This window comes from Micromonospora sp. NPDC004336, from assembly GCF_053602615.1.
Genome location: NZ_JBSGDY010000147.1, coordinates 1 through 15,894, shown reverse-complemented (window position 1 = coordinate 15,894; position 15,894 = coordinate 1). Strand labels below are relative to the sequence as shown.

The following is a 15,894-nucleotide window of genomic DNA, read 5'->3' as shown; positions in this document are numbered from 1 at the left end:
GGCCCCGGCTCGCGGCGACGCGGCCGGGCGCCCGCAGCGCCGCCTCGCGGCACCCCTGCACCTGGTAGCCCGCCGCGCCGGTGCCGGCGGCGTAGCAGAGCAGGTATTCCCCGGACGAGACGGGCCGCAGCGAGAACCGGCCACCCCGCCCGACCGCGCCGGTCACCCCGCCCACGGCCGGCAGCGCGGCGGCCGGCACGGTGAACGGGGCGTACGGCACCTGCTCGGGCGGCGGGGCGGCGCCGACGCTGGTCCGCCGCCAGAACTCGGGCGCCGTGGCCGCCGGCACCGCGAGCACGGTGCCGCCCCTGGTGGCCGCGCCGCCGGCGTCCGACTGGTCGGAGGCGTCGCGCATCGTGCCGAGCACCTCGTCGCCCTGCGGGCGGGGTGCGCCGAAGGGCCCCCGGCCGGCGGCCCAGAGCGCGGCGGCCACCACGGCGGCGACGAGCACGACGGCACCGAGGCCGGCGGCGACGAGTGCCACCGGCCTCCGTGCCCGGGTGTCGGTCACTGGAACTCGAACTCCGTACTGTGCCGGGTGCCGTCGGCCAGGGTCACCGTCAGCCGGTGCCGGCTGCCGGCCCAGGACTCCGGGGTGTCGATGTTGAGATGGTACGACCCGAGGGTCGAGATCCACCGGTACCCGGCCCCGGGCGTATCGAAGGTCGCCGAGACGACCGCCGACTCGCCGGGCTTCTCGCCGCCGACGGTCCACTTGGCCGGGATGGTTCGGCCGGCCGCCACGACGGTCAGCCCGTCCGGGTCGATCGGCGGCCGGAAACCGCCGAACTCGTACCGGGGGGTGGGCGCGGGCAGCCGGGAGACGTTGACGGTGATCTCGCGGGTCACCGTCTGGCCGGCCGCGTCGGTCACCGTGGCGCTGATCCGGTGGGCCCCCTCGCTGAGCCGGTCGGCGCTGGTCAGCAGCACCCGGCCCGTGCCGAGGGCGCCGTCGCGGTCGGACCGCCAGGTCACGGCGCCGTCGTCCAGCAGGCCGGCCTCCGCGTCGTACGCCCCGGCGTCCAGCCGGATCGTCTGCGTGCCGTGGTAGGCGGCGCCGTCGGCGGGGTTCCGGACGGCCAGCTGGGGCGCGGCGTCGGGCATCGCGAAGGGTTCGGAGGTGACCACGGCGGCGTCGAGCCCGTGCGAGGCGATCACCCGGACCAGCGCGGTCGGCGACCCGGGCACCATCCACCGGGGCGCGGTCGCCTCGGTGGCCGCGGTGTCGGCCGCGTAGGTGCGCCAGCTGCCACCGTCGTCGGCGCTGTACTGGGCGGTGTACGTCGGCGCGTGCGGGCCGGCGTGCTTGCCCTTCCAGCTCAACCGGACGGTGTCCCCGTCCCGGTCGACCGCGGCGGTCGGCCGGTCGGCGTCCGGCCTCTTCCGCTCGGCGGCCAGGGCGCCGACGACGCGGCCGTCGTGCAGCACGACCGCCCGGGCGGCCGAGTCGGGCACCGCCGGCACCGTCAGCTCGAACGTGCCGACGGTGCGCTCGTCCCTGCCGTCGCCGCCCGGCGGCTCGTCGCTCTCCTGGAGCCGGGGCTGGAAGCGCACCCGGTGCAGCACCCGGTCGTCGGCGTCGAGCACCCGCAGCTCGTAGCCGCCCTCGGGGTCGTCCGTGGCGGCGGGGGCGCCGAAGGCGGGCATGGTCGGCCGGAAGGCGGCGGTGCCGGCGGCGGTGTCGACCGTGCCGCGCAGCACCACCGAGGCCGGGTCGGCGGCGGTCGCCGCACCGGCGCCGCTCGCCGTGCCGCCGGTCGCCTCGGGGGAGAGCCGGCCCTCGTACAGCGCCCGGTAGTCCCGGGCGTCGACCCAGCGTCCCTGGCTGTCGGCCCTGGTGGAGTTGCAGTAGCTCATCATCGGGTACGTGGCGTGCGGCGAGGTGATGGCGAGCCCCTCGTGGTCGCCGAAGTACCGCGCCGAGACACCCCAGATCTCGCGGTCCCGGTCGCCGTTGGGCCCGAGGGTCGGCCGGTCGCCCTGGCTGGTGCCGGTCCAGTGGGGGTAGTCGTCGGTGAAGGTCCCCGCGACCTCACCGCACCAGCCCCGCTTGGCGCCGAGCACCGGGAAGGTACGGCCGTTGCGGTCGGCGTTGACGACGTGCTCGCGGCCCAGCGAGTGCGCCACCTCGTGCGCGCCCCGGTTGCGGGCGTATCCCGTCCCGTACAGCCCCTGCGCGCCGGCGAGCCAGCCCGAGGAGACCGGGGCGCCGATCGCGCCGGCCATTCCGCCGCCGCCGTCGCCGAGGATCGCGGCGTGGTACTGGGTCCGCGGGTCGACCTCGCGGGCCCGGACGTTGGCCCACCAGTCGATCCAGAGCCGGCCGTTGATGTCCTCCAGGCCGTCGTCGCCGTCCTCGGGCCGCTCGTCGAGGCGTAGCGTCTCGAAGGAGGCGTTGGCGTTGCTGACCGGGAACGCGTCGTGCATCCGCTGGTACTGCTCGAAGAGGTCCGTGAAGGTGGGCTCCCGGACGGTGCCGTTCTCGGTCCAGCTCGCCGCGAAGAGCTTCACCCGCAGTCGGCCGCCGGGTCGGAACTCGACCTCGGTGCCGCAGTCGGCCGTCCACCGGCCGCCCTCGCAGTGCACCCCGCCGGGCAGTTCCGGGACCAGCCTGATCCGCCCGCTGGCCCAGGTCGCCGGCAGCGCGAAGTTCAGGCTGCCGGCGAAGCGTTCCCGCCCGGCGGCCGGGTCCGGGCCGACGACGATGTCGGTGGCGCCGATCGGGGTCAGCGGGCTGCCGGGCAGTTCCTGGCCGTCCCGGTAGCCGCGCAGCCGGCCGCTGGTGCGCACCTCCTGGCTGTCGGCCGTCTTGAAGAAGGCCCGGACGACGGTCGACTTGGCCTGGATCAGCGGGACGCTGTTCTGCCAGTCCTGCACGGCCTGGTTGACCTCGATCGCCGCCAGGTCGAGGGCGTAGTTCAGGCACCCGGAGACCAGCGAGGAGAACTCGGCGATGCCGCGGGCGGCGTTCACCCGGCCGCCGCCGAAGACGTGCGGGCCGTAGACGGCCCGGGCCTGTTCCTCGGTGAACACGACGCCGGTGAGGGCGAGCACGTTGTACCGGTCGACGCCCTTGTCCTTGGCGTACCGCACGGCGTCGGCGAGGTCCGCGCCGGCGCTCGGTTCGCCGTCGGTGGACATGCACATCGACCAGGTCGTGTCCGACCGGCCGGCGGCGGCGAGGTGGTCGGCGCCGGCCTGGATGGCGTCGCCCGGGTTGGACAGGTCGTCGAGCCGCTTGACGGCCCGCAGGCGGGTGGCGAGGCCGGCCACCGCGTCCTCGTCGGTGAGCCGGGTCAGCGGGACCTCCAGGCGGGTGCCCTCGGCCACGTCGCTGCCGGAGTACTGGACGACTCCGACCGCGACCCGGTCGGAGCGGGGGAAGACCAGCGGGTCCTCGATGGCGCGGGCGAAGCCTTCGAGCTGCACCTGCCATTCGGCGTCGGTGACGGAGAGCGATCCGTCGACGAGGAGCATCAGGTCGGTGGGCGGTCGGGACGGCGTGGGCGCGGCGGTCGCGACACCGGGCACGCCCACCCCGGTGAGGGCGAGTGTGAGCACGGTGGCGACGGCGGCGAGGCGTCTGCGGCTGGGTCTGCGGTGCACGGCTCTCCCTAGGTCCGGCATCAGCGACTGCGTCGCACGGGACCCGGCGGCACGGTCGGCCACGGCCGGCGTGCGCGCGCCCGGTCCCCGTGACGGGCGCCCCTGCAGTCTGGCGGCCGGAGCCCGGAGAGTCATCGAAATATCTGGATGGCGACACCGGACTGCGCCGGCCGTCCGTCGAGCCGGGTGCCGGGCGCCGTCGATGCCGGAATTCGGCGCCTCGGTCGTCCGGTTCGGACGCCCGGCGATGGGCGGCCCGTTTTCGGCGTGCGTACGCGCGTCTCCCGGCGCCCCGCGCACTCGCCCGACGCGGGTGGCGCGCGCCCGCCATTCCGATGGGCCGCCATAAACGCGTCGGCGGCGGGCCGAGTGGCGACCCGCCACGTGCCGTTGTGTCGTTTACGCTGGTCGGCGCGGTGGTCGCCGAGCAAGCGGCGTCCCGCAAGTTGCAGGACGAATTGGCGCGCGCGTTCCCGACGACGTGAATCCGCGAATAGACGCATTGATGCACAGCGATATTGACTTCATCTCGTAATTGACGCACCGTGAGGGCGCGCGGCGGTAACCGGACCCGGTCGGGCGTTCGGCGATCCGTGGCGCGCGGTCATGGCACTCCAGGAGGCGGTCATGCGATTGGATCCGTTCGTGGGGGCGTACCTGTCCGATCCGGCGCACGTGTGGCGGCGACTGCTCGACGACTCCGGCGGGGTGCACCACGACCCCGAGCTGGGGCTGTGGTTGATCACCAGGCACGCCGACGTCCGCCGCGCGCTCGGTGACGTCGCGACGTTCGGCAACGCCCTCACCCTCGCCCCGGTCTACGACGTCTGCCCCGAGGCGATGGACATCGTCGCCCGGATCGACGCGCCGCCCACCACCGCCGCCGCGGATCCTCCGGTGCACCCCAGGACGCGCCGGGCCCTGCGGGCGACGTTCGCCAACACGCCCGAGCGCGTCGAGCAGCGGTACGGCCCGATCGTCCGACGCCGGGTCGACGAACTGGTGCGCCGGCTCGCCGCCCGCGCCGGCGGGCGAGCCGATCTCGTCGCGGAGTTCACCACCGAGCTGCCCCTGCTGGTGGTGCTCGACATCCTCGGTGTGCCGGCGGAGGACGTCGGCCGCGTCAGGGCCTGGGCGGACGGCCAGATCGCGCTGATCTGGGGGCGGCCGGAGCCGGCCGAGCAGGTCCGGCTCGCGCGCGGGCTGCTGGAGTTCTGGCACTACTGCCAGGGCCTGGTGCGCGCCCGACTCGACGGTGGCCGGCGCGGCGACGACTACGTCGGGCAGTTGCTGGCGTATCGCGACGGCGACGACGAGGTGCTCACGGTGGCCGAGGTGTCGAGCATCGTGTTCAACCTCCTGGTCGCCGGGCACGAGACGACCGCCGGGCTCCTCGCCCACGCGTTCGACCAGGCGCTGTCGGTCCCGGGCCGGTGGCGGGAGATCGGGGCGGACCCGCGGCGCGTCCCCGCGTTCCTGACCGAGACGCTGCGGTACGCGCCCGCCATCGACGGCTGGCTGCGGGTGACCCGCCGGCCGGTGACCCTGGGTGGCGTCACCGTCCCGGCCGGGGCACGCTGCCTGCTGCTCATCGGCGCCGCGAATCGCGATCCGGCGGTGTTCGCCCGTCCGGAGCAATTCGATCCGCACCGCACCGACGCCGACGGCCACCTGTCGTTCGGGCACGGAGCGCATTTCTGTATCGGCGCGGCATTGGCGCGACTGGAGGCACAGGTGGCGCTGACCCGGCTCGCCGAGGCAATTCCCGGCCTCCGTCCGACCGCCGGACACCGCCGTTCGTACAAAGCCAATGTCGCGTTCCGGGCGCACCGGAGCCTGCCCGTGGTCGTCGACGTGGCGGTGCCGTCCGGTGCGCCGGCGGCGTCCGTCGCCGGATGACCGGCGGCCCGGTGGCGGTGCCGCGCCGGCCCGGTCCGGTGCCCGGCGGCGGCGCGGGCGCCCTCGTCGCCCCGGTGGCACGCGGGCGCGTTCCGGCACGCGCCGAGGTGCCGCGGCGACCGTCGCGGACGCCCGACCTGCGGTCGACGACCACTGTGCGAAGTCACGTCTTCACACCCGTCGGCTCCTGGGTTAAGAATTGTCCCCTGCGAATGTCCAGTCATCGCCCAAACTCAATTTGACGCTGGTCCCGATGCCAGTCGATCGGCGTCGCGAAGGTGAACACATGGATCGCACGCCCCCGTCGAGCGCCGCCGGCTCCGGTGCCATCCACCGGTTCCGTTCCGAACTGCGCGCCTGGCGCGCCCGGCGGGGGCTGACCCAGCGTGCGCTGGCCGAGCGGGTGCGGTTCAGCCGGGAGACGGTCGCCGCGGTCGAGTCCGGACGCCGGTACGGCAGCCACGAGTTCGCCGTCCGCTGCGACGAGGTGCTCGGCACCGGTGGTCGCCTGGCGGCGCTGTGGCCGCAGGTCGCGGCGGAGCAACTGGCGGCGGACGGCCGCCGGGGCCCCCGGCTCGGGGAGGTGGCCCGGCTCGATCCGGCCCTCGCGCCGCCGGCGCCACGGCGGGACGCGCGCGATCCGGAAGCGGTCGTCGCGGCCATCGACGAGCTGCGGGAACTGATCGACCAGGTGCTCAGCGTCCAACCGGAGCCGGACGTCCCGCCGCGCCCCTCGGGCGGGCGGTCCGGGCGTTCCTGACCTGCGCGGCGGCCGGCGGGCACCGCTCGGGCGGGTGCTGCTGACGCTGGGTACAGATGCTGGTACGGGCTGTTTGTACCACCGTCAGGTCTGGTCTGCGGGCGCGGGTTCCGGCGGAATGAGACGTGCATACGGCAAGGTGCACATAGGCCGTCTTAGATGAGTCGCGGGAGTCAGTCTTGGCGTCGAGCACGAGGTCCCACGCGGCCCGACCCTACCCGACCCGCCGCCGCGGTTGGAAGATCGCCACCCGGATGCGCCTCATCGTCGTCGCCCCGCTGGTCGCCGTGATGGGCTTCGCCGGCCTCGCGCTGACCGAGAGCGCCCGGCAGACGACCCGGGCGAGCGACCTGGGCACCCTGGCGCGGCTCGGCGCCGAGGCGGGCGACCTGGCCCACCGGCTGCAACGCGAGCGCGTCGTCGCCGCCGACCTGCTCAGCCGCGGCGCGTCGGAGCAGCAGGAGGCGTTCGCGGACGCCACCGCCGCCACGGACGCCGCCGTGGCCCGCTACCGCCGCCAGCGCGACCAGGCGCCCTCCGGCGCCGCCGCCAACCGGACCGCGCTGCAACGGATCGACCTGGCGCTGGAGGGCCTGCCGCCGCTGCGCGCGCAGGTGCGCACGGCGGCGCACGCCTCGGTGTCGGCGATGACCTTCAGCTACCGGATCGCGATCGCCGACCTGATCAGCCTCCGCGAGAGCGTCACCCTCGGCGTGGTCAACGCCCCGATCGCGGACGGCATGCGCGCCTCCGCCGCGCTGTCCAAGGTGGCCGAGGCGGTCGGGCAGCAGCAGGTCGCCGTCCTGCGCGCCATCGCGGCGGACGGGCTGACCCCCGCCATGCAGCAGGACATCGCCGCGGCCCGGTCCGGCTTCACCGAGTCCAGCCTCTCCTTCCTGGCGCTGGCCCGGCCGGCGTGGCGGGGCTGGTGGGAACAGGCGGGCAGCGGCGAGGACGCCCTGCTGCTGCAACGGATGCAGGACGAGGTGTCGAGGACCCGGTCGGGAAGCCGGCTGCGACTGGACCCGGCCGCCTGGGTCACCGCCACCCAGCAGTGGTCCGTCCGCCTGGCCGAGCTGCGCCAACGGGTCGACGCGACGGTGCTCGACGACATCCGCGGCGCCCACGCCGACCAGCGGCGGCGTACGGCCGTGGAGGCGGCCGCCGCGGTGGCGGCCCTGCTGCTCACCGCCCTGGTCACCTGGGCGGTGGCCCGGCAGATCACCCGGCGCCTGCGGCGGCTGCGGGACGCGGCGAACACGGTCGCGTTCGAACGGCTGCCGCAGGTGGTGGCCCGGCTCCAACACCCCGGCAGCTCGTCGACGGACCCGGACGAGCTGGCCCAGCGGCAGTCCGCCGAGACGCTGGAACCGTCCAGCGGGGACGAGATCGGCGAGGTGGGGGAGGCGTTCGCCGCCGTGCACCGGGCCGCCGTGCGCACCGCCGCCGAGCAGGCGGTCATGCGGGCCAACACCGCCGACATCTTCATCCACCTCAGCCGCCGGGAGCAGCGGCTGGTCGACGCCGTGCTGGCGCAGGTCGACAAGGTCGAGCGGGACGAGACCGACCCCGAGCGGCTGGACCAGCTCTACACGCTGGACAACCTGGCCACCCGGATGGGGCGGATCAACGCCAGCCTGCTGGTGCTCGGCGGGGTGGGCGTCGGGCGGGTACGCCAGCACGACGTGCCGCTGCAACAGGTGCTCCAGGCGGCGCAGAGCCAGATCGAGCACTACGCCAGGATCCGCCTCGGCCTGGTCGACGGTGACGTCGCCGTCTCGGCCGACGCCGTCGACGAGGTCGTGCACCTGCTGGCCGAGCTGATGGACAACGCCACCGGCTACTCCCCGCCGGGCACGGAGGCGTGGGTGACCGGCCGCAGCCTCGGCGACCGGGTGGTCGTCCAGGTCAGCGACGAGGGCGTGGGCCTGTCCCCGCAGCGGCGCCAACAACTCAACGACCTGCTGGCCCGCCCGCCCGCCATCGACGTCGCGGCCGTGCGGGCGATGGGACTGGTCGTCGTGGGACAGCTCGCGGCCCGGCTGGGCGTGGCCGTCCAGCTCCGTCCCGGGCCCCGGCGCGGCACCATCGCCGAGGCGGCGCTCCCCGGGACGATCATCCGCCCGCTGCCCCCGGAGGAGTTCCTGCTCACGCCCACCCGGCCGTCCCGGCGCGCGGCCCGGACCACGGCCGTGCCGGCGGCGTACCAGGCCGCGCCGCCGGAACCGTGGGCCGGCCGGCCGGCGGCCGAGGGGGCACTGCCGGTGGCGCCGGTGTTCCGTCCCGCGCCGACGCCGCCCGCGCGCGGCGACGAGCCCACCGAGGAACTCGTCATCTTCGAAGAGGTCAACCACTGGTTCCGGGCCGGCCACGACGACGGCGCGAACGGGACGCGGTGGGCCGGCCCCGCCGACGACGCCTGGCGCACCGCCGCCCGGGCCGACGCGCCCGAGGTCGTCGCCACCACCACCGCCGGCCTGCCCCGGCGGCAGCCGCAACGGCACCTGGTGCCGGGCGGCGTCACCGTGCCGAGGCAGCGCTCCGAGCACCGTGATCCGGCCCAGGTGGCAACCGCGATGGCCGCGTACGCGCGGGGCGTCGCCGGCCGCCGGCCCAATCTGATCAACAACTGACCCGACAGGGAGAGCACGTGACCGACGAACAGGATCTCGGCTGGCTGCTGGACGCCTTCGCCGAGCGCGCCACCGAGGTCAGCCATGCGATCGCGATCTCCGCCGACGGCCTGATGGTGGCCGCCACCCGGGGCCTCCCGCCCGACCGGGCGGACCAGCTGGCGGCGACCGGCAGCGGGCTGGTGAGCCTGCTGCGCGGCGCGGCCGCCTTCTTCGACGCCGGGGCGGTGATCTCCAACGTCACCCAGCTCGAGGGCGGCTTCATGTTCTCGATGGCCTTCAACGACGGCGCGTCCCTGCTCGTGCTCGCCGACCCCCAGTGCGACGTCGGCAAGGTCTCCTACGAGATGACCGAGCTGGCGAACCGCATCGGCGACGCGCTCACCCCCGCGGCCCGGGCGGCGCTCAGCCGCAGCCGCTGACATCCGGCCTCCCCGCCGGAACCCCATCCCCTCGCAGGAGAAGACATGTCTCTGACCACCCCCGGGCGCCGCCGTGCCCGCGTCGCGGCGCTGCTCGCCGCCGTCCTGTTCGCCAGCACCGCCTGCGCCGACGACGGACCCGGCTCCGGGCCCGCCGGATCGATCAAGATCGGCCTGCTGGCGTCGCTGTCGGGCACCTACCAGGCGGTCGGCAAGGAGATCCGCGCCGGCTTCGAGCTCTACCTGGCCACCCACGACGGCAAGCTCGGCGGCCGGAAGGTGGACCTGGTCGTCGCCGACGAGGGCAACGGCGCCGCGACCGCGGTGCCCGCCGCGACGAAGCTGCTCAAGCAGGACCGCGTGGTCGCCCTCACCGGGATCGTCGGCGGCGGCTCGGTGGCCGCGGTCTACCCGCTGCTCAACGAGACGAAGGTGCCGTTCGTCGGCTCGAACGGCCGGCCCGAGCTCAAGGACGTCTCCCGCGTCTGGCACACCTCCTACCTCTCCGACGAGCCGGGCGAGGCGATCGCCCGCCACGTGCGCGACAACGTCAAGGGCAGCGTCTACGCCATCGGCCCGGACTACCAGGGCGGCTGGGACGAGCTGCGCGGCTTCACCGACGCGTTCGCCGCGGCCGGCGGCGAGCTGGCCAACCCCGACGGCAAGACCACCTTCACCCCGTTCCCGGCGACCACGAACTTCACCCCGTACTTCGCCCGGATCAAGGCCTCGGGCGCGAACGCCGTCTACACCTTCTACGCCGGCAGCGCCGCCGTCGACTTCGTCAAGCAGTACGCCCAGTCGGAGATCCGGGACCTGCCGCTCTACGCCGCCGGGTTCCTCACCGAGGGCGGGGTGCTCGACGCCCAGGGCGAGGCCGCCCGGGACATCTACTCGGTGCTCAACTACTCGCCCGACCTCGACAACGCGGAGAACCGCGCCTTCGTGGCCGCCTGGAAGACCAAGAACGACGGCTCCCCGACGACGTACGCGATGGCCTCCTACGACGCCGCGGCCGTGCTCGACCGCGCCATCGCCGCCGCCGGGAACGACCCGACCCCGGAGAGCGTCAACGCGGCCATCGGCCAGCTCGGCCAGATCGCCAGCCCGCGCGGCACCTGGCAGTTCTCGCCCACCACCCACGCGCCGGTGCAGAAGTGGTACCTGCGGCAGGTGCGCCAGGACGGCCGGGCGCTGTCGAACACCGTCGTGGGTGACCTCGCCACCGTCGGCGGGTGAACGCCGTGGCGGCCGACACGCGAATCGATCCGTACCTGGTCCCCGCGCTGGACGGCGTGGCCTACGGGCTGCTGCTCTTCGTCGCCGCAGCCGGGCTGGTGCTCTGCTTCGGCGTCGCCGGCATCCTGAACCTGGCGCACGGCACCCTGTACGCGATCGGCGGGTACACCGCCGCCGCGCTGCTCGACGGCGGCTGGCCGAGCCTGCTGCTGGCCCTGGCGGTCGGGGTGGTCGGCGCCACCGCGGCCGGCGCACTGGTCGCCGCCCTGCTCACCCGAGTCGCCGCGCGCAACCACCTCACCCAGGCGCTGCTGACCTTCGGGGTGGCGTTGGCCGGCGGCAGCCTGCTCGTGGCCGCGTTCGGGCCGGACGACCCGCCGGTGCGCGTGCCTGCCGCGTTGGACGGGTCGGTCTCCGTCGCCGGGCACCGCTACGCCGCGTACCGCCTGGTCTTCATCGTCGTCGCGGCCGTGCTCGCCGGCCTGCTGCACCTCGCGGTGCGCCGCACCCGGGCCGGGATGCTGGTCCGCGCGGCCGTCGACGACGCCGAGATGGTGGCCGTGCTCGGGGTGAGCCCGGCCTGGATCCGGGTGGGCGTGCTCGCCGCCGCCGGGGCGCTGGCCGGCGCGGCGGGCGTGCTCGGCGCGCCGATCATCGGTCCCGGGCCGGACACCGCCGACGCGGTGCTGCTGCTGTCGCTGGTGGTCGTCGTCCTCGGCGGCCTCGGGTCGATGACCGGCACCCTGCTGGCCGCGCTGGCCGTCGGGCAGATCCAGACCCTCGGGGTGGCGCTGGCGCCGGCCGCCGCCCCGTTCCTGCTCTTCGCCGCCATGGCCGCGGTCCTCGCCGTACGGGCACGCGGCCTGGCCGCGGCCCGGAGGGCGACGTGAGGCGGGAGGCGGTGCGCGCGCTGCGGCGCGGCGTCGCCGTCCTCGTCCTGGCGGGCCTGGTGCTGGCGCCGTGGGCGGTCGACGACTACACCGTGGCGCTGCTCGCCCGCACCCTCGCGCTCGGCCTGGTGGGGGTGAGCGTCGCCCTGCTCACCGGCGTGGCCGGGCTGCCCACCCTCGGGCAGACCGCCCCCTACGCGGCCGGCGCGTACGCCAGCGCGGTCCTCGGCAGCCGGCTCTCCGACGTGGGGGTGGTGCACCTGGCCGTCGCGGCGGCGGCCGGGGCGGCGCTGGCCGCGGCGACCGTCCCGCTCGTGGTGCGCGCCCGGGGGGTGGTCGTCCTGATGATCACCCTGGCGGTCGGCGAACTCGTGGTGACCCTCGCCGGCCGGTGGCGGTCGGTGACCGGCGGCACCGACGGGCTGGCCGGGGTGCCGCCGGCGCGTCCGCTGTGGGGGCTGCCGCTGCTGGCGACCGACCGGGCGCGCTACCTCTACACCCTGGTGGTCGTCGCCGTGCTGGTCGGCGCGGTGCTGCTGGTCCTGCGCACCCGGGTCGGCCTGCTGCTGCGGGCCGGCCGGGACGACGAGGCGCGGCTGCGGGCCAGCGGCCACCGGGTGCCCGCGCACGTCGCCGGCGTGCACGTGGCGGCGGGCGCCGTCGCGGGCGCCGCGGGGTCCCTGCTCGTGGTGGCCCAGCAGTTCATCTCGCCGGCCGACTTCGGCTTCGACACCTCCGCGCTGCTGCTGCTCGGGGTGGTGATCGGCGGTACCGCGTCGGTCGGCGGCGCGCTGGTGGGCGCCGCGATCGTCATCGCCGGGCGGGACTGGCTCTTCGGGGCGCTGCCCGGGTACGCGCCCCTGGTGCTGGGGGTGGCGTTCGTCGTCACCGTCCACCTGCTCCCCGGCGACGGGCACCGGCCGCCGGCCGTGCGGGGGCGGCTGCTCCCGGGCCGGCCGGCGCGGCCCGCCGATCCCGCCCCGGAGCGGCCCGCGACGACGGGAGCACGCGCATGACGCCGCTGCTGTCCGCCCGGGGCGTCACCGTCCGGTACGGGTCGCTGGCCGCGCTCGACGGGGTCGACCTGCGGGTCGACCTCGGCCAGCGGCACGCCCTCATCGGGCCCAACGGCGCCGGCAAGACCACCCTGCTCGACGTGCTCGGCGGGGCCGTCCCGGCCGGCGGTGGCCGGGTGCACCTCGCCGGCCGCGACGTCACCCGGCTCGGTCCGGCGGCCCGCGCCCGGCGCGGCATCGGCCGGATCCACCAGCGCCCCGCCGTCTGGTCGAGCCTCACCGCGACCGAGAACGTGGTGGTGGCGGCGCTGCCCCACGCGGTGCGGCCCGGCCGGTGGCGCCCGGGCGCGAAGCGCGCCGCCGCCGAGCGCACGGCGGGTGCCGTGCTGGAGCGGCTGGGCCTGCGCGACGTCGGCGACGTCCCCGCCGGTCGGCTCGCCCACGGGCAGCGGCGCCAACTGGAGATCGCCATGGCCCTGGCCGGCCGGCCCCGGCTGCTGCTGCTCGACGAGCCGGCCGCCGGGCTCTCCGCCGTCGAGGTCGGCGGGCTGGCGGAGTTCCTGCGGAACCTGCCGCGCGCCGTCGCGGTGCTGCTGGTCGAGCACCGGCTCGACCTGGTGTACGCGCTCTGCGACCGGGTGACCGTGCTGCGCGACGGCCGGACGGTGGCCACCGGGACGCCGGCCGAGATCCGCTCCTCCGATCCGGTCCGGCAGGCCTACGCGGAGGGGGTGTCCTGATGCTGCGGACGGAACGGCTCTGCGCCGGCTACGCCGGCGGGATCGTGCTGCACGAGGTCAGCCTCGACGTGGCGGCGGGCACCGTGCAGGCGGTGGTGGGTCGCAACGGCGCGGGCAAGAGCACCCTCGTGCACGCCGTCGCCGGGCTGGTGCGGCCCTCCAGCGGGCGCGTCGAGATCGGGGGGGTGCAGGTGGCCGGCCGGCAGCCGCACCGGATCGCCCGGTGCGGGGTCGGGCTCGTCCCGCAGGGCCGGCGGGTCTTCTCCCGGCTGACGGTGGCCGAGCATCTCGTCCTCGCGGCCGCGCCGTGGCGGGCCGCGACGCCGGGCGGCGAGGGGTGGACGGTCGCGCGGATCCTGGAGCTGCTGCCGCGGCTGGCGGCCCGGCTGCGTCACCGCGGCGACCAGCTCTCCGGCGGCGAGCAGCAGATGCTGGCGATCGCCCGGGCCCTGCTCGGCCAGCCCCGGGTGCTGCTGCTCGACGAGCCGTGCGAGGGGCTCGCCCCCGACCTGGCGGCCCGGGTGCGGGACCTCGTCGGCGCCCTCGCCAGGACGGGGCTGACCGTGCTGCTCGTCGAACAGCAGCTTCCGTACGCCATCGAGGTCGCGGACCGGATCGCGGTGCTCGAGTACGGCCGGGTGGTCTACGACCGGCCGGCGGACGAGGCCCGGGCCGACCCGGGCCGACTGGCGGCGATGCTCAGCGTCGCCGCCGTCGCGGAGCCGCCGGCTCCCCGACCGGTGCCCGGGCTCTGGGCCGGCTCCGCGCACCTGACCCGACCATCCTGGACAGGGGTGAGCAACGATGCCGACAGACATCCGTGACACCGAGTACACCTTCGACAACGGCTCCCCGGAGGCGGTGCCCCAGCTACGGGCGCTGGAGTCGTTCCTCGACCCGGTGACCTCGGCCCGGCTCGCCGCTCCGGTGCTGGCTCCGGGCGGCGTGTGCTGGGAGATCGGCGCCGGTGGCGGCTCGGTCGCCCGGAGCATGGCCGAGGCCGTCGGCGCGGCGGGACGCGTGCTGGCGACCGACATCGACACCGCGCGCCTCGCTCCGGCGGCCAACCTCGACGTCCGCCGGCACGACGTGCGCACCGAGCCGCCCCCCGGGGACGACTTCGACCTGATCCACGCCCGCCTGGTGCTGCTGCACCTGCCGGAGCGGCGGCGCGTGCTGACGTCGCTGGCCGGCGCGCTGGCCCCCGGCGGGTGGCTGGTGATCGAGGAGTTCGACTGCACCGCGCCGCTGCGCGTGCTGACCGCGCCGAGCGACGACGCGGCGAAGCTCTTCGCCCAGGTGACGGACGCGATGCTCGGCATCCTGCAGAGCCACGGCGCGGACCTGGCCTGGGCGCAGGACGTGCACGGCCATCTCGCGGCGGCGGGCCTGGTCGACGTCGACACCGTCACCCACTCGCAGAGCTGGCCCGGTGGCTCGCTCGGGGCGTCGCTGTACGAGACGAACTCCCGGCAGCTGGAGCCGGAACTTCTCGAGGCGGGGGTGTCGCCCGGCCAACTGGAGGCGTTCCGCAGGCTGCTGCGCGACCCGGGGTTCGCCGTGCTGTCGTACCAGTTCGTGTCGACCCGGGGCCGACGTCCGGTGTGACGTGTGCGGCGGGACCCCTCGCCCGTTGCGCAGTCGCGCCGGCGGGCCGGTCGGCGGGACGCTCGTCGTGGCGTCGCGCCGACCGGCCGTACCCGGTCCAGGCGTGGAAACCGGGCCGCCTGGGTATCACCGCCGGCCATGAGCACGAGCACCGGGTCCGCGACCGTCGGCAGGGTCGCGGTCGTCGCCCACCGCAGGAAGACCCTCGGCGGCGGCCTCGACGAGCTGCGCGCGGAACTGGCCGGCGCCGGGGTGGAGGACCTGCTCTGGTACGAGGTGCCCAAGAGCCGCAAGGCGCCGAAGAAGGTCCGCAAGGCGCTGCGGAAGGGCGCCGAACTGATCTTCGTGTGGGGCGGCGACGGCATGGTGCAGCGCTGCGCCGACGCCCTCGCCGGATCGGACACCGCCATGGCGATCCTGCCCGCCGGCACCGCCAACCTCTTCGCCGCGAACCTCGGCATCCCCGAGGACCTGCCCGAGGCGGTCCGGATCGGCCTGGGCGGCCGGCGCCGCGCCCTCGACCTGGGCAGGCTCAACGGCGAGCACTTCGCCGTCATGGCCGGCGCCGGCTTCGACGGCGACCTGATCCGCGACGCCGACCGCACGCTCAAGGGCCGGTTCGGTCGCCTCGCCTACATGTGGACGGGGCTGCGGCACGTGCGGGGCGAGCTGGTCCGCACCCGGATCACCGTCGACGGCGCGAAGTGGTTCGACGGCGAGGCGAGCTGCGTGCTGTTCGGCAACGTCGGCACCATCACCGGCGGCATCCCCGCCTTCGACGACGCCCGCCCCGACGACGGCTGCCTGGAGGTCGGCGTGTCCACCGCCAACGGCGCGGTCGACTGGGCGCGCACCCTCGGGCGGATGGCCGCCGGCCGCTCGGAGGACTCGCCGTTCGTCCGCGTCACCCGTGGCCGAAAGATCAAGGTACGGCTGGCCGCGCCGCGCACGTACGAGCTCGACGGCGGCGCGCGTAAGGAGGTCTCCACGCTGAAGGTGCGGGTGGTGCCCGGCGCGCTCACGGTCTGCTGCCCCCGGGCCGAGGCGCCGGGGGAGCGCTGAACCTGCGCCGGCGCGGCGC

At 75.7% G+C, this 15,894-nt stretch carries 12 protein-coding genes and 1 pseudogene; 11 read left to right on the top strand and 2 right to left on the bottom strand.

What is annotated here, in order from left to right; genetic code table 11:
- Together ACWENR_RS24175 and ACWENR_RS24170 are read right to left on the bottom strand one after the other, a co-directional pair.
- Nucleotides 1–484, bottom strand: a pseudogene (locus tag ACWENR_RS24175) (hypothetical protein); the annotation flags it as partial.
- A gap of 23 nt (nt 485–507) precedes the next feature.
- A complete protein-coding gene (locus tag ACWENR_RS24170) occupies nt 508–3,606 on the bottom strand; it encodes a PxKF domain-containing protein (protein WP_452279249.1) in 3,099 nt (1,032 codons plus the stop codon).
- Nucleotides 3,607–4,233: 627 nt separating this feature from the next.
- Between ACWENR_RS24170 and ACWENR_RS24165 the strand changes: the two genes are divergently transcribed.
- From ACWENR_RS24165 to ACWENR_RS24115, 11 genes are all read left to right on the top strand, one after another.
- Entirely contained in the window at nt 4,234–5,505 is a 1,272-nt protein-coding gene (locus tag ACWENR_RS24165; RefSeq protein ID WP_452279248.1) for a cytochrome P450, read from the top strand.
- Between the two features lie 286 nt (nt 5,506–5,791).
- A complete protein-coding gene (locus tag ACWENR_RS24160) occupies nt 5,792–6,265 on the top strand; it encodes a helix-turn-helix transcriptional regulator (protein ID WP_452279247.1) in 474 nt (157 codons plus the stop codon).
- A 254-nt stretch (nt 6,266–6,519) separates the two neighbouring features.
- A complete protein-coding gene (locus tag ACWENR_RS24155) occupies nt 6,520–8,898 on the top strand; it encodes a sensor histidine kinase (protein ID WP_452279246.1) in 2,379 nt (792 codons plus the stop codon).
- 17 nt (nt 8,899–8,915) lie between these two features.
- Entirely contained in the window at nt 8,916–9,320 is a 405-nt protein-coding gene (locus ACWENR_RS24150) for a roadblock/LC7 domain-containing protein (protein WP_452279245.1), read from the top strand.
- A 45-nt stretch (nt 9,321–9,365) separates the two neighbouring features.
- Entirely contained in the window at nt 9,366–10,559 is a 1,194-nt protein-coding gene (locus ACWENR_RS24145) for an ABC transporter substrate-binding protein (protein WP_452279244.1), read from the top strand.
- Nucleotides 10,556–11,449 carry a branched-chain amino acid ABC transporter permease gene (locus ACWENR_RS24140; protein WP_452279243.1) on the top strand — a complete coding sequence of 298 codons (894 nt, stop codon included), beginning with the start codon at nt 10,556–10,558 and terminating at the stop codon, nt 11,447–11,449. The genes ACWENR_RS24145 and ACWENR_RS24140 overlap by 4 nt, the downstream gene beginning before the upstream one ends.
- A complete protein-coding gene (locus ACWENR_RS24135) occupies nt 11,446–12,465 on the top strand; it encodes a branched-chain amino acid ABC transporter permease (RefSeq protein WP_452279242.1) in 1,020 nt (339 codons plus the stop codon). The genes ACWENR_RS24140 and ACWENR_RS24135 overlap by 4 nt, the downstream gene beginning before the upstream one ends.
- The gene (locus tag ACWENR_RS24130; RefSeq protein WP_452279241.1) at nt 12,462–13,205 is read left to right on the top strand and encodes an ABC transporter ATP-binding protein; all 744 of its coding nucleotides are present in this window, start codon (nt 12,462–12,464) and stop codon (nt 13,203–13,205) included. The genes ACWENR_RS24135 and ACWENR_RS24130 overlap by 4 nt, the downstream gene beginning before the upstream one ends.
- Complete coding sequence (locus ACWENR_RS24125) at nt 13,205–14,029, top strand: ABC transporter ATP-binding protein (RefSeq protein WP_452279240.1); 825 nt, start codon at nt 13,205–13,207, stop codon at nt 14,027–14,029. The genes ACWENR_RS24130 and ACWENR_RS24125 overlap by 1 nt, the downstream gene beginning before the upstream one ends.
- Complete coding sequence (locus ACWENR_RS24120; RefSeq protein ID WP_452279239.1) at nt 14,010–14,813, top strand: class I SAM-dependent methyltransferase; 804 nt, start codon at nt 14,010–14,012, stop codon at nt 14,811–14,813. The genes ACWENR_RS24125 and ACWENR_RS24120 overlap by 20 nt, the downstream gene beginning before the upstream one ends.
- A 138-nt stretch (nt 14,814–14,951) precedes the next feature.
- Nucleotides 14,952–15,875 carry a diacylglycerol/lipid kinase family protein gene (locus ACWENR_RS24115; protein WP_452279238.1) on the top strand — a complete coding sequence of 308 codons (924 nt, stop codon included), beginning with the start codon at nt 14,952–14,954 and terminating at the stop codon, nt 15,873–15,875.
- Nucleotides 15,876–15,894: the final 19 nt, after the last annotated feature.

Coding starts and splice junctions, on each gene's coding strand:
- ACWENR_RS24165 (WP_452279248.1), top strand. CDS start 4,234: ATGCGATTGGATCCGTTCGTGGGGGCGTACCTGTCCGATCCGGCGCAC.
- ACWENR_RS24160 (WP_452279247.1), top strand. CDS start 5,792: ATGGATCGCACGCCCCCGTCGAGCGCCGCCGGCTCCGGTGCCATCCAC.
- ACWENR_RS24155 (WP_452279246.1), top strand. CDS start 6,520: ATGCGCCTCATCGTCGTCGCCCCGCTGGTCGCCGTGATGGGCTTCGCC.
- ACWENR_RS24145 (WP_452279244.1), top strand. CDS start 9,366: ATGTCTCTGACCACCCCCGGGCGCCGCCGTGCCCGCGTCGCGGCGCTG.
- ACWENR_RS24130 (WP_452279241.1), top strand. CDS start 12,462: ATGACGCCGCTGCTGTCCGCCCGGGGCGTCACCGTCCGGTACGGGTCG.
- ACWENR_RS24125 (WP_452279240.1), top strand. CDS start 13,205: ATGCTGCGGACGGAACGGCTCTGCGCCGGCTACGCCGGCGGGATCGTG.
- ACWENR_RS24120 (WP_452279239.1), top strand. CDS start 14,010: ATGCCGACAGACATCCGTGACACCGAGTACACCTTCGACAACGGCTCC.
- ACWENR_RS24115 (WP_452279238.1), top strand. CDS start 14,952: ATGAGCACGAGCACCGGGTCCGCGACCGTCGGCAGGGTCGCGGTCGTC.